The sequence below is a fragment of the Nocardia sp. NPDC059154 genome, from assembly GCF_042755705.1.
Taxonomy (GTDB): Bacteria; Actinomycetota; Actinomycetes; order Mycobacteriales; family Mycobacteriaceae; genus Nocardia.
In genome coordinates, this window is sequence record NZ_JBHZCS010000053.1 from 32,117 (window position 1) to 44,712 (window position 12,596).

The window sequence follows — 12,596 nt, forward strand, 5'->3', positions numbered from 1 at the left end:
CGTGGTGCGATTCGTAGTGCGCAGGCATCGTGCGGTGCTGGTCGTCGCCGGGGTGTTGGCGGTGCTCGCCGGACTGGCGAGCACCACGCTGTTCGGCAAGCTGCAGGGTGGCGGATACTTCGACCCGAGTGCGGAATCCAGCACGGCCGCCGGTGCGCTGCGGGACCACTTCGGCCAGGGCGCGCCGAACCTGGTGTTGCTCGTGGACGCCGGCCGGACCATCGATGATGCCGAATCCACGCATGCCGCAACGGAACTTGTGCGGCGTCTGCAGGCCGAGTCCGATGTCTCCGGGGTGATGTCGTACTGGACCTCGGGGCACTTGCCCGCGCTGCGCGACAAGACCGGCCGTCAGGGCCTCATCGTCGCGACGATGATGGGCGATGAAATGCGGATCGACCACCGGATCGCCGATCTGGCACCGGAATTCGGCGGTACGCACGACGGGATCGAAGTCCGGGTCGGCGGGTACGCCATGATGATGCACGAAACCGTGCAGCAGGGGCAGAAGGACGTGGCCGCCGGTGAGGCCGTGGCGTTTCCGCTGACCCTGATCGCGCTGCTCGTGGTCTTCGGGACCGTGGTGGGCGCGGCGCTACCGCTCATCACCGGAACCGTCACCACCATGCTCACCATGGGTGTGCTCTGGTTGCTGGCAGAGTTCACCGAATTGTCCTCCACCGCCACCAATGTGGCCTCGCTGCTCGGGCTGGGCCTGGCGATCGACTACAGCCTGCTGATCGTCAATCGGTATCGCGAGGAGCTCGCCACGGCCGCCGATCCGCGCGCGGCGCTGATCACGACCATGGGGTCCGCGGGGCGGACCGTGGCCTTCTCCGCGCTGACCGTGGCCGTCGCGCTGTCGTCCATGCTGATCTTCCCGCTGCTGGCGGTGCGGTCGATCGGGTATGCCGGGATCGCGGTGGCGCTCACCGCCGCCGTGGTCTCGCTGACGGTCTTGCCGGCGATTCTGCTGGTGGCGGGCGATCGCATCGACAGGTTCCGGATCGGCCGGAAACGCGTGTCCGGCAGCGACTCCCGCGCGCTGGACCAGGGCTTCTGGCACCGGCTCGCGACAATGGTCATGCGGCGGCCGATTCCGGTCGCCACCGTCACGGTGGCGTTGCTGCTCGCCCTGGGGCTGCCGTTCCTGCGCTTCCACCCCGGTTTTCCCGACTATCGGTCCATGCCGGCGGGGTCGTCCGCGCGGCAGGTGGCCGAAACGGTACAGCGCGATTTCGATGCGGCCGAACTCAGCGGACTGTTCGTGGTGCTGCCGGACAGCAAGACCGGGGTCGCCGAGTACGCCGTGGCGCTGTCATCGCTCGACGATGTCGCACGCGTGGATACCGCGACGGGCAGCTACATCAGGGGCGCGCTCGCGATACCCGCCACCACCGCCCATCACCGGTTCGAAACCGGCAATGCCGCTTACCTTTCCGTGGTGCCCACCACCACGGACCCGCGGACGGTGGACGCCGTCATCCGCGCCGTCCGCGCCACTCCTGCACCGTCGCGGGCGCTGGTCGGCGGGGTGGACGCGGCCAATATGGACGCCATCCACGCCCTGACCGCGCGAGCGCCCTTCGCGCTCGGTTTTGTGGTGATCGCCATGGCGCTGCTGCTGTTCCTGCTGACCGGCAGCGTGCTGGTGCCGGTGCTGGCGCTGATCCTGAGCGCGCTGAGCCTGACCGCCACCTTCGGCGCACTGGTGTGGATCTTCCAAGAGGGCAGGCTGTCCGGGCTGCTCGGGTTCACCCCCACGGGCGACCTGTCGGCGGTGGTGCCGGTCATGCTGTTCGCCGTCGCCTTCGGGCTGGCCATGGACTATCAGGTCTTCCTGCTGGCCCGCATCCGTGAGGAGTACGAGAGCACCGGGGACGCAACGGCGTCGGTCGCGATCGGGCTGGAGCGGATCGGCCGCATCGTCACCGCGGCCGCGGTCCTCATTTCCATCGTGTTCCTGGGCTTTCTCGCCTCCGACATCACCTTCATGAAGGCCTTCGGCATCGGGCTGCCGCTGGCGGTGCTGGCCGACGCCACCGTGGTGCGCGGATTCCTGCTCCCGGCGATGCTGCGCCTGGGCGGACGCTGGACCTGGTGGGCTCCGCGACCGCTGCGCCGCTTGCACACCCGATTCGGGATGCGCGAAAGCAGCGCCGCGCCCGCCGAAGTCGCGGCCGTCTCCGCCTGACGATTCGCCGCCCATCACTACTTCTCATTCACGAACCGAGGTGCCCGCATGTCCGAGTCCCCCTCCGGCCCCGACCGTTACGACGTCGCCATCATCGGCACCGGATTCAGCGGTCTGGCTGTGGCGATCAATCTCCGCCGCCTCGGCATGGACGACTTCGTCATGCTCGAGCGGGCCGACGCCATCGGTGGCACCTGGCGGGACAATGTCTATCCCGGATGCGCGGTCGATGTGCCCTCGGTGCTGTATTCGTATTCGTTCGCACCGAATACGGAATGGACGCGCCTCTACGCGCCCCAGCCCGAGCTGCGCGCATACACCGAGTCGGTGGTGGATCGCTTCGACCTGCGACGGCATGTTCAGCTGAACAGCGAAGTGGCCGACGCGGATTTCGACGAAGCCGCCGCGGAATGGGTGATCCGGCTGAGCGACGGCCGGACGGTGCGGGCGCGTGCCGTCGTCATGGGGTACTTCTCACTGCACACCGCCGCCATCCCCGACATCCCGGGCCGCACCGAATTCACCGGCCCGCAAATGCATTCGAGCACCTGGGATCGAGACTTCGAGCCGGCCGGCAAGCGTATCGCCGTGGTCGGTGCGGGCGCGAGCGCCGTGCAGATCGTGCCCGCCCTGGCGCGCACCGCCGGAGGGGTGGTGTCCTTCCAGCGCACCGCCGCCTGGGTGCTGCCCCGCGGCGATCGCCCCATCCCGCCGGCGGTCCGGAGCCTGTTCCGCCACATCCCACCGCTGCGGCTCGCCGCCCGCGGCTTCGTCTTCGCCTTCCTGGAGGCGCTGCACTTCGCCGAGTTCCATCCCCGCCTGGTGCGACTCTACGAGCGAATCTGCCTGGCCGCCTTGCGGCATCAGGTTCCCGATCCCGAGGTTCGCCGAAAGCTGGTCCCCGACTACCGCTTCGGCTGCAAGCGCCCGATGGTGTCCGACGAGTACTATGCCGCCTTCGCCCGGCCCACCGTCGACCTCGTCACAGAAAAGATCATCGAGATCACCCCCACCGGCCTGCGCACCGCAGACGGCGCCCACCACGAAGTCGACGCCATCGTGTGGGCCACCGGCTTCCACGTCCAGGACTCCATCGCCCGCTTCCCCGACTTCCGCACCGAAACCACGTCCACTCGAACGAAATTCACCGAGGACGGCTTCACGGCCTACCGCGGCATAGCCTTCGCCGGCCTCCCCAACCTCTTCGCCGTCACCGGCCCCAACACCGCCCTGCCCCACACCTCCCAATTCCTGGCCATCGAACCCACCGCTCGCCTCATAGCGCGCACCATCACCCACATGCACACCCACGCCGTCCCCCGCTACACCCCTGCACAATCCGCCGAACGCGCCTGGGTATCGCGAGCCCGCACTCTCCTCAGCACCCGAATCTGGTCCACCGGCGGTTGCACCAGCTACTTCGTAGACCCCGAAGGCACCAACACCCTCACCTACCCGGGCGGCACCTGGACCCTCCGCCGCGACCGCCGCCACCTCCGCCTCGAGGACTGGCAGCAGGTCTGAGCATGACCACGCTCACCCTGGTGAGGTCAGGAGGAACCGCTTGTCGGCGTTGGCACCCTGACTATGCAGGGCCTGCCTGTCGGCCGCGAAGCCGCCTTTCGACAGGGTTGGGGCTCAACTCTTTTGGGTCCAGAAGGCTAGGGTGTCGCGCCAGCCGTGGTCGGCGGCGGTGCGTCCGGCCCAGGCGATGTAGCTGTCGGGACGCACCAGCAGGGCGGGGCCGGTGTCGGTACGTTCGGCTTGGATGAGATTCGTTGCGACGGGGGCGGCGCCGCGTTCCCGGATGAGGACGAAGCCGGGTGTGCGCTGTAGCACGGTGAGCCGGTCTCCCCGCAGGGGAGTCTCCGTGGCGCGGGTTCCGACCAACGGAGACTGGCCGCGGCCGGACGGGTAGCGCAGGGTAACTCCGGCGAAGCTGCCCGCGATCGCGTCCGAGATCGGGCCGAAGCCAAGCACTTTCGGGGCGATGCGGTCCCGCATCCAGCGCGCGACGCGCGGTTTCACCGTGACCGCGCGCATCATCGCGCCGCTTTGCCGCAGGACACGGCGGCCGATAGGGTGGCGTTCGGCGTGGTAGGTGTCGAGCACCGCGTCGTTCGCGCCGCCGAGGACGGCGTCCAGTTTCCAAGCGAGATTGGCGGCATCCTGGATGCCGGTGTTCATGCCCTGCCCGCCCATCGGGGAGTGCACGTGTGCGGCGTCGCCTGCGAAAAACACACGTCCGGAACGGTATTCGTGGATCTGGCGCTCATCGCAGTGGAAGCGGGAACACCAGCTGATCTCGGCTACGCCGACATCACGTCCCATCGCCCGCGTGAGCACGTCCTCCACCTCGTGCTCGTCCACCGGCTCGGAGTCCGGCAGCTGGTTGCGGCGATCCCAGGTCATCGACCGGTACCAGCGGGAGCCGGAACCGTCGCCGTAGGGGACGAGGAATCCGAAGCAGTCGTGAGTGTCGCCGAGCGTCAAAGCCACACCGGCTGGTCCATTGGTGAGGAGCACATCGGCCAGCACTACCGAGGACAACACCGACTTGCCCGCGAATTCCACCCCGAGCAGGGTTCGGATGGTGCTGTGGGCACCGTCGGCGGCCACCAGATACGGTGCGCGCCAACGGGTTGTCTCGGTGTCCACCGGTGCGTCCTTGTGCTGGGTCGTCACCGTGACACGGTCGCGATCCTGCACCAGGCCGACGACCTCGACACCGCGGTGGATATCCGCTCCCTGTGCTTCGGCATAGCGGGCCAGGGCCTGGTCGACATTGGTCTGCGGCGTGATCAGCCCGCAGCGGTACCGCGAGGGCAGATGAGTCAGATCGACCTTCGCGCCCGCGAACAGGTTCACCGCCGGTGTGGTGCTGCCCTGTGCGAGTAGATCCTCGGCCAGACCGCGGGCGTCGAGGATCTCCAGGGTGCGAGCCATGGTCGCGAATGCCCGGCTGGCCGGGTTGATCTGCGGCCATCGCTCCAGCACGGTCACCGACCGTCCGGCGCGAGCGAGATCACCGGCGGCCGTCATACCGGTGGGGCCACCACCCACCACGATGACATCGGCAGAGTTCACAGGCGTGTCCACGACTGCTCCTCGATCGCGGCGATTCCGTGGCAGGCCATCGGAGTGTCTTCGGCGTCAGCCGCCGAACCGAGCATTCGATACGCCAGACCGAGCAATCGTGCCCGATGCCGCTCGAACATTTCGACCGCCCCTGCCGCCATACCGCAAGCATGACAGGGGCACAGCCAGTCATACGCCGGCTTTACCCGCCTCACCGCCGATCTCGATCCCGAGACCATCGAGGCCACCGTGCACGCCTACCAGCACAGCAGCATGCAGAAGGGTGCGCACGCACCTATGCCGGGGTCGCCCGCTTTTGCAGGTAGCAGGAATATCGGTCCGGGGGAGAGAATAGAAGCTTGATGTTATGTGCACCATCAATATTGGGGGTATGTCCCTGACATGCGCCGTGTCCGTTCAGCGGGGTGCCCGAAGCGGGCAGTGCCGTTGTGAATGAACTCTTTGCGCCCTTTTGTTGGAATACGGGCAGCCTCCCGAAATCTCTGCCTCGATATCCGATTCGTGACCAGGGGACTCGATGAAACCCACAGTAACGACCAGCCCGGAATCTGTGGGGCGAGCCGACCCCGGGCCGCCGCCGCCACGTACTGGAGTGTCCATGACCGGTACCACTGCTTCGGTCACCGAAACGCCGAGCCAGGGGCCGCATCGCTGGGGCTTCGGCATCGACGTGGGCGGTAGCGGCGTGAAGGGTGGCGTCGTCGATCTCGGCACCGGGCGGCTGATCGGCGACCGCTTCAGACTCCCGACCCCGCGGCGGGCTACTCCGGAGGCTCTCGCCGATACGATCCGAGAGGTGGTGAAGCACTTCCAGTGGGACGCGCCGCTTGGTGTCACCTATCCGGGCGTGGTCAGTGGCGGCGTAGTCCGTACTGCCGCGCACCTCGACAAGTCTTGGATCGGAGTGAACGCCCAAGAGGTGATCAGCGCCGAACTCGGCGGACAGCCGGTGACCTTGCTCAATGACGCCGACGCGGCGGGATTGGCCGAAGTCCAGTTCGGGGCCGGCAAGGACAAGGACGGCGTCATTGTGCTGCTGACGTTCGGCACCGGCATCGGTTCAGCGGTGATCCATGACGGGGTGTTGTTGCCCAACACTGAATTCGGTCACATCGAGGTCGGCGGAATGGAGGCCGAGCTTCGGGGCGCCGTGTCGGTCAAGGAAAGGCACGCCTGGAGCTACAAGCGGTGGGCCCCGGAGGTGACGAAGGTGCTGGTCGCCATCGAAAACGCGATGTCGCCCGACCTGTTCATCGCTGGTGGCGGGGTCAGCCGCAAGGGCGACAAATGGATTCCGTTGCTGAAGAACCGCACGCCGGTGGTGGCCGCCGCGTTGCAGAACACTGCGGGGATCGTAGGGGCAGCAGTGGCTGCGCGTGCCGATCCAACGCACGCAACCAGCCCGCTCGGCGGCAGCGGTCGTCTTCGCTGGGATTGATTGATCAGCGGGGCCCGGCCGTTGTGGTGCCCGGGTGGCAAATGGTGCAATGCGTCGGCCCCCGATGGAAACGGGCAGTTGTGGTCTGCTTCCGCGCCGAACTCTCTGGGCCCGAACGGCGCTCGACGCAACAGCATCTGATCGGAGCGGTTGGTGTGTGGCGTAGTGTGCAGTGCCAACGAGAAAAGCCCCTCCCGTTCAGCATTGCTGCTGTTGGAAGGGGCCTTTCGTGGTGCGCCATCAGGGACTCGAACCCCGAACCCGCTGATTAAGAGTCAGCTGCTCTGCCAATTGAGCTAATGGCGCGTGTTACTCCCCAGGGGGCTTGGGCTTTCGCTTGGGCCGCTCTGCGGTGCGAGAAGAACATTAACAGGGTGGAGTGCGGAAAGTGAAATCGGGTATCTGAGCTGCGGGTTTGTGGAGGGTTGGGGAGTTGTTAACGCGGCGGGGGTGATCACGGATGTTTCGGACGAAGCCCCTGTGGCCGGGACGCTTGGTTGGAAGCCGGGGTGGTTGTGACTGCCAGGGCGGGGGTCTCGGTCGGATGGGGTGGGCGTGGTGATCGAACAGGCGTGGTCGGGGCCGGGAGTAGTGCGGTGGCCGGTTGTGCACCGAGACGTGAAGCGGGGTTGCGATGAGTGAAGGTCGGGGGCGGCGACGGCTGCTGGGTGTCGGGGTGGTGGTGTCCGTGCTGACGTTGGCGCTGGTCGGGTGCTCGTCGGGGGGTAAGGGTCAATCCTCGACGGTGGCAATCGATTCCAATCCGATCGGCGAGCTCATGAAGCCGAAGCTGATCTCGCCGGTGAAGGACGGCGACAAAGGGGTGTCACCGGGGGAGCTGACATTGAAGGTGGAGGACGGCCAGCTCGCGACCGTGGCGCTCACCGGTCCGGACGGCAAGCCGGTACCCGGCGAGCTGGCGGCGGACGGCCGTTCGTGGCGGCTGACCGAGCAGCTGGGATTCGGGCGCACCTACAAGTTGAGCGTCGACGCGATCGGCCTTGGCGGGGCGACCAATTCGACTATGAGTTTCACCACTATCTCGCCCAATAACCGCACCCACCCGTACCTGTTGCCGGCGGAGGACGACGTGGTCGGTATCGGCCAGCCGGTGGCCGTGCAGTTCGACGAGAACATTCCGGATCGCAGGGCCGCCCAGGCGGCGATCAAGATCACTACCACGCCCGCGGTGGAGGGCGCTTTCTACTGGGTCAACAATCGCGAGGTGCGCTGGCGGCCGCAGAACTTCTGGGCCCCGGGCACCAAGGTCGACATCGCGGTGAACGCCTACGGCCGGGATCTCGGCAACGGCCTGGTCGGCGACAGTGACATCCACTCCAGCTTCACCGTCGGCGACGCCACCGTCTTCAGCGCCGACGACGACACCAAGATGGTGACCGTCGAGCGCAACGGCGAGGTGATCAAGACCATGCCGACCTCGATGGGCAAGAACTCCACGCCCACCGACAACGGTGTCTACATCGTCGGCGACAAGTTCGACAAGATCATCATGGATTCCTCCACCTACGGCGTCCCGGTGAGCTCGCCGGCCGGGTATCGCACCCCGATCGACTGGGCGACGCGGATCTCCTACTCCGGCATCTTCTTCCACTCGGCCCCGTGGTCGGTGGGCGCACAGGGCTCGGTCAACACCAGCCACGGCTGCCTGAATCTGAGCCCGGCCGACGCCAAGTGGGTGTACGACAACGTCAAGCGCGGCGACATCACCATCGTCAAGAACACCGTCGGCGGCACGCTGTCCGGTCTGGACGGGCTGGGCGACTGGAACATTCCGTGGGAGCAGTGGAAGGCCGGCAACGCCGACGACAACCGCTGATCCCCGACGCCCGCCGCTGATCGCGGACGCGCCGAAGGGGCATCAGCGTGTTCGCCGATGCCCCTTGGGACGCGCTCGATCTCGGGGGTGGGGGTCAGCCGATGGTCCCCGGCCCGATGCCGCCGCCGCCATTGAGGTTGCCGCAGCCCAGTCCCGCGTAGCCCGCGAGCGCCGCCGCGCTGCCGGCGACGGTGCAGCCGCCCTTCGAGGAGCCCGTGGTCGCCGAACCGGTCGCGCCGCCGAGCTTGATGGCGGAGGACCCGAAATTGACATCCGACTCGATCGGGTTGCTGTCCGCGGTCGGGTCGGTCGTCGTGCCCGGCGTGGTGGTCGTGCCCGGCGTGGTGGTGCCCGGGGTGGTCGTCGTGGTGCCGGGCGTGGTCGCGGTCTGCGAGGCGTCGGTGAGAACGATCTCCGCAGACGCGGCGGGCGCGGCGGGCAGAATGGCCGCAACGGCTAGCAAAGTGGTTACGGCATAGCGGTTCACGTGCGAAGTCCTTCGGATCGAGCATGGGTCGGGGCCCCGACTCCCCGGTGTCCAGAGCAGTGTACGAAGATCGCGTGACCCGCGCCGCAAAATGCGACACACTGGTGTTTCTGTCACACTCCGAGACGCGCTGTCTCAGCCGCCGAGACGCGCCACGGCCCGCGCCGGAGCGCCGTCCGCATCGGGCAGGTTGAGCGGGAACATCGACACCTCGACCCGCTCCCCGGCCTGCTGCGCCGCGAGCACCTCGCTCAATCCGGTCAGATTCTCGGCGATGACCGCGTTCGCCCCACACAGAATCCGGTGCACGGGGATCTCCTCGGTGGGCGTCGGGTCGACACTGAGCGCGTCGATCCCGACCGTCCGCACGCCCGCCGCGATCAGATACTCGGCCGCCTCCACGGTGAGATGCGGATGGTTCAGGTACGCGTGGGTGCCCCAGTGCTGCGACCACCCGGTGGCGATGAGCACGATCTGCCCCGCCGCCACCCGGTCCGCGAAGTACTCCCGCCCGATCACCCCGCCCGCCCCGGCCGCCCGCGCGTCGATGACCACGCCCGGACCGGTGAACCGGTCCAGCGGCAGCTCGTCCAGCGCCGGCAGCGAGTCGTCGATATGCCGCGGCGCGTCCACGTGCGTGCCCGTCTGCGACCCGAGATCGAGGTGCAGCACGTTCACCCCGTCGGCGGCCACGGTGAGCGCGGGCCGGATGGTGACCTCCGGATCGCCGGGATACACCTGCATACCGGACCGAATCGGTACCGAAAGATCGATGATGCGCACTTTCCGCCTGCCTCCCTGTGGATTTCACGCGATGATGACAGTCAGCAAGATCGAATACAGTCGCCGATGAGGAATTCGAGAATCGCTATGTCTGCCATACATATTGCCGTGTTGAACCGCAGTACCGTACTGACCGACGCGCAGGTTTCTGCCGTGGTCCCGGCATTGCAGACGCAGGTGCACCGGGACTGGGCCCCGGTGTGGGGGAGTGACGCCGACCTGAGTTTCGTGGCGACCGGCGCGCAGCCCCCGGCCGGCGCCTGGTGGCTGGTGGTCTCCGACGACGCCGATCAGGCCGGTGCGCTCGGCTACCACGACCTCACGAATGAGGGTCTGCCGATGGGAAAGGTGTTCGCGCGCAGCGACATCGATGCCGGCCTGCAGTGGACGGTGACGGCCAGCCACGAGCTGCTGGAGATGCTCGGTGACCCCGATATCAACCTGGCCGCCTACGTGTTCTCCACCGCCACCGCTGGACGCATCTACGCCTACGAGGTCGCCGACGCCTGTGAGGCGGACCAGTACGGGTACGCGATCAATGGAATCCAGGTGTCGGACTTCGTGTTTCCCGCCTGGTTCGAGAACTTCCGCAAGGCGGGCAGCACCCAGTTCGACTACGGCAATCACATCACCGCGCCGTTCCAGCTGCTGCCCGGCGGATACATCGGCGTGTTCGACATCAATGGCGGCAGTGGCTGGCACCAGCTGACCGCGGAGAGCAAGCCCGCGCGGTACACCATGCGCGCCCGGGTCGGCAGCCGCCGCGAGCGCCGCCGCACGCCCCGCGACCAGTGGCTGCTCAGCGAAGTGCGATGAGATCCGCCAGTTTCCGGAGGTCCGGCCGCGGCAGGGAGCTGTCGCGACCGGTCAGTGAGCCCGGGCGTCGAGCAGCCAGCAGGCGGCGGTGAAGCGGGCCTCGTCGCCGTGCACGAAGGGTTCGAAGGCCGCCCGCACGGTCTCGATGACCCGCTGCCGGGTGGCTTCGTCCACCTCGAGCAGCGCCAGGCCGACCGGTCCCAGCCGCGAGACGTAACCGACGAGCGCAGGTTCGGGCATGACGCAGTCGACATCGAGCGGGCGGATGTCGATATCGGCCCAGCCGCTCGCCGCCAGCATCCCGGCCACGTGATCGTGGTCGGCGAGGGCGAATTGGCCTGGTGAACCGGGGATTCGGGGTTCGAGATTCGGCAGCAGCGGCGCCGCGGCGCGTTCGGCCGCGGTGAAGAACGGATTCGCCTCCGGACCGCGCCAGACGATACAGCCGAGCCGGCCGCCGGGCCGGGTGGCTCGGCGCAGGTTGGTGAAGGCGGCGACCGCGTCGGCGAAGAACATCACCCCGAACCGGGAGGTGATGAGGTCGTAGGCGGCGGTTTCGAAGGGCTGGGTCTGGGCGTCGGCGCGAATGAAGTCGACGGGCAGGCCTGCCCGCTCGGCGTTGGCGCGGGCGGCGGCGATCATCGGTTCGGCGATGTCGACGCCGGTGCAGTGTGCGCCGGTCTCCCGCGCGAGGGCGAGGGTGGTACCGCCGGTGCCGCAGCCGACGTCGAGGACGTCCCGGGCCCCGGTGTCGCGCGTCAGTGTCACCAGGATGTCCTGGAGCGGTCGCATCACCTGGGCGATGAGGTCCTGGGCGTCGACCCAGGCATTGCCGGAAGCGCCGTTCCAGCGGGCGGATTGGTCATTGTCGAGCGGTGTCGTCATGGTTGCTGTCCTTCGTCGGTGGACGGGCCGGAGAGCTACACTGTCCCAATTCAAGTCGGCTCGAGGTCAAGCTCCGAGGTGATCCCGTGAGCAATCTGGATATCGCCGAGGTCGTTCGCCGATCGGGCGTCCCGGCCTCGACACTGCGCTACTACGAAGAGCGGGGCCTGATCGCCTCGACCGGCCGGCGTGGGCTTCGCCGCCAATTCGACGAATCCGTGCTGGAACAGCTGGCCCTGATCGCGCTCGGCCGCACCGCCGGTTTCTCCCTCGACGACATTGTCGTCGCCTTCGGTCCCCAGGGCGACCTGCGTGTGGACCGTGCCGCGCTCCTCGGCAAGGCGGACGAATTGGACCGCACCATCACGCAATTGACCGCGGTGCGCGACGGCCTGCGGCACGCCGCCGCCTGCCCGGCCCCGAGTCACGCGGAATGCCCGACCTTCCGGCGCCTGCTGCACGAGGTCATGGCGGGCCGGATCGCCACCATCGACGCGCTGACGCCGTGACAACCGCTGTGCCGCACCGTATCTGAGCGATCCCACGGCACGGCGGGGCGTCACTCCGTCTTGTAGCCCGGATGCACGCCCGGGGTCAGTCCATGGTCGGCGGCCAGGCGAACCAGCAGCCCGGACAGCTGTGCTTGTTCCTCCGGCGTCAGCGACCGGCACATGTGCTCCTCGGCCTCGCGGGCGACCGCGCCCAGTTCGACGAGGGTGGTTCGTCCCTTCGCGGTCAGGAACAGCGCATGCTGCCGCCGATCGTCGGGATTGCGTTTGCGCTCGATGATTCCGCGTTCCTCGAGCTTGTCGGCGAATTGGACGAACCGGCTGGGCGGCATGCCCAGTTCGTCGGCGAGCTCACGCTGGTTGCGGCCCGGCTGCACGATGAGCATCCGGAGCAGTCCGGCCTGCGCCGGCGTCAGGTCCAGGGTGGCTGTGCGCTCGGCGAATCGATTGGCCGCATAGGCGCCGATCTGGGCCAGCAGGAACCCGACGGCCGTCACGGCGCGCTGCGGCGCGACCTCATCTTTCGCATCCATGCCGGAATGGTAGCA

The 12,596-nt window shown here is 67.7% G+C and carries 12 protein-coding genes and 1 tRNA gene; 6 read left to right on the plus strand and 7 right to left on the minus strand.

Going from position 1 to position 12,596, the window contains the following annotated elements:
• Position 1: 1 nt before the first annotated feature.
• Positions 2–2,194 carry an MMPL family transporter gene (locus ACFXN1_RS35580; RefSeq protein WP_379436872.1) on the plus strand — a complete coding sequence of 731 codons (2,193 nt, stop codon included), beginning with the start codon at positions 2–4 and terminating at the stop codon, positions 2,192–2,194.
• A gap of 48 nt (positions 2,195–2,242) precedes the next feature.
• Positions 2,243–3,718, plus strand: a complete 1,476-nt coding sequence (locus ACFXN1_RS35585; protein ID WP_379436873.1) for a flavin-containing monooxygenase — start codon at positions 2,243–2,245, stop codon at positions 3,716–3,718.
• 114 nt (positions 3,719–3,832) lie between these two features.
• Here ACFXN1_RS35585 and ACFXN1_RS35590 read toward each other — a convergent pair whose 3' ends face one another.
• Together ACFXN1_RS35590 and ACFXN1_RS35595 are read right to left on the minus strand one after the other, a co-directional pair.
• Positions 3,833–5,293, minus strand: a complete 1,461-nt coding sequence (locus tag ACFXN1_RS35590) for an FAD-dependent oxidoreductase (protein ID WP_379436875.1) — start codon at positions 5,291–5,293, stop codon at positions 3,833–3,835.
• Positions 5,278–5,433: a hypothetical protein gene (locus tag ACFXN1_RS35595; protein WP_379436876.1), complete on the minus strand. Its 156-nt coding sequence runs from the start codon at positions 5,431–5,433 to the stop codon at positions 5,278–5,280. The genes ACFXN1_RS35590 and ACFXN1_RS35595 overlap by 16 nt, the downstream gene beginning before the upstream one ends.
• A 458-nt stretch (positions 5,434–5,891) precedes the next feature.
• Between ACFXN1_RS35595 and ppgK the strand changes: the two genes are divergently transcribed.
• Entirely contained in the window at positions 5,892–6,731 is an 840-nt protein-coding gene (ppgK, locus tag ACFXN1_RS35600; RefSeq protein WP_379436878.1) for a polyphosphate--glucose phosphotransferase, read from the plus strand.
• Between the two features lie 230 nt (positions 6,732–6,961).
• Here ppgK and ACFXN1_RS35605 read toward each other — a convergent pair.
• Positions 6,962–7,037: transfer RNA gene (locus ACFXN1_RS35605), tRNA-Lys, on the minus strand.
• A gap of 328 nt (positions 7,038–7,365) precedes the next feature.
• Here ACFXN1_RS35605 and ACFXN1_RS35610 point away from each other — a divergent pair.
• Positions 7,366–8,568, plus strand: a complete 1,203-nt coding sequence (locus ACFXN1_RS35610) for an Ig-like domain-containing protein (protein WP_379436879.1) — start codon at positions 7,366–7,368, stop codon at positions 8,566–8,568.
• Positions 8,569–8,662: 94 nt separating this feature from the next.
• Here the strand turns inward: ACFXN1_RS35610 and ACFXN1_RS35615 are convergent, their stop codons facing one another.
• On the minus strand, positions 8,663–9,055 hold the full coding sequence (locus ACFXN1_RS35615) for a hypothetical protein (protein ID WP_379388761.1): 393 nt from the start codon (positions 9,053–9,055) through the stop codon (positions 8,663–8,665).
• Between the two features lie 135 nt (positions 9,056–9,190).
• On the minus strand, positions 9,191–9,838 hold the full coding sequence (locus ACFXN1_RS35620; RefSeq protein ID WP_379436881.1) for a cyclase family protein: 648 nt from the start codon (positions 9,836–9,838) through the stop codon (positions 9,191–9,193).
• 111 nt (positions 9,839–9,949) lie between these two features.
• On the opposite strand from ACFXN1_RS35620, the gene ACFXN1_RS35625 reads away from it, so the two are divergent.
• A complete protein-coding gene (locus tag ACFXN1_RS35625; RefSeq protein ID WP_379436882.1) occupies positions 9,950–10,654 on the plus strand; it encodes a hypothetical protein in 705 nt (234 codons plus the stop codon).
• Between the two features lie 51 nt (positions 10,655–10,705).
• Here the strand turns inward: ACFXN1_RS35625 and ACFXN1_RS35630 are convergent, their stop codons facing one another.
• Complete coding sequence (locus ACFXN1_RS35630; RefSeq protein WP_379436884.1) at positions 10,706–11,539, minus strand: class I SAM-dependent methyltransferase; 834 nt, start codon at positions 11,537–11,539, stop codon at positions 10,706–10,708.
• Between the two features lie 86 nt (positions 11,540–11,625).
• On the opposite strand from ACFXN1_RS35630, the gene ACFXN1_RS35635 reads away from it, so the two are divergent.
• Positions 11,626–12,048: a helix-turn-helix domain-containing protein gene (locus ACFXN1_RS35635; RefSeq protein WP_379400883.1), complete on the plus strand. Its 423-nt coding sequence runs from the start codon at positions 11,626–11,628 to the stop codon at positions 12,046–12,048.
• A 50-nt stretch (positions 12,049–12,098) separates the two neighbouring features.
• Here the strand turns inward: ACFXN1_RS35635 and ACFXN1_RS35640 are convergent, their stop codons facing one another.
• Positions 12,099–12,581, minus strand: coding sequence for a MarR family transcriptional regulator (locus ACFXN1_RS35640; RefSeq protein ID WP_364621118.1), 483 nt, complete (start codon positions 12,579–12,581; stop codon positions 12,099–12,101).
• Positions 12,582–12,596: the final 15 nt, after the last annotated feature.

Bases quoted from the DNA above. Each gene is read 5' to 3' on its own strand.
- ACFXN1_RS35585 (WP_379436873.1), top strand. From the start codon at position 2,243: ATGTCCGAGTCCCCCTCCGGCCCCGACCGTTACGACGTCGCCATCATC.
- ACFXN1_RS35595 (WP_379436876.1), bottom strand. From the start codon at position 5,433: ATGGCGGCAGGGGCGGTCGAAATGTTCGAGCGGCATCGGGCACGATTG.
- ppgK (WP_379436878.1), top strand. From the start codon at position 5,892: ATGACCGGTACCACTGCTTCGGTCACCGAAACGCCGAGCCAGGGGCCG.
- ACFXN1_RS35610 (WP_379436879.1), top strand. From the start codon at position 7,366: ATGAGTGAAGGTCGGGGGCGGCGACGGCTGCTGGGTGTCGGGGTGGTG.
- ACFXN1_RS35630 (WP_379436884.1), bottom strand. From the start codon at position 11,539: ATGACGACACCGCTCGACAATGACCAATCCGCCCGCTGGAACGGCGCT.
- ACFXN1_RS35640 (WP_364621118.1), bottom strand. From the start codon at position 12,581: ATGGATGCGAAAGATGAGGTCGCGCCGCAGCGCGCCGTGACGGCCGTC.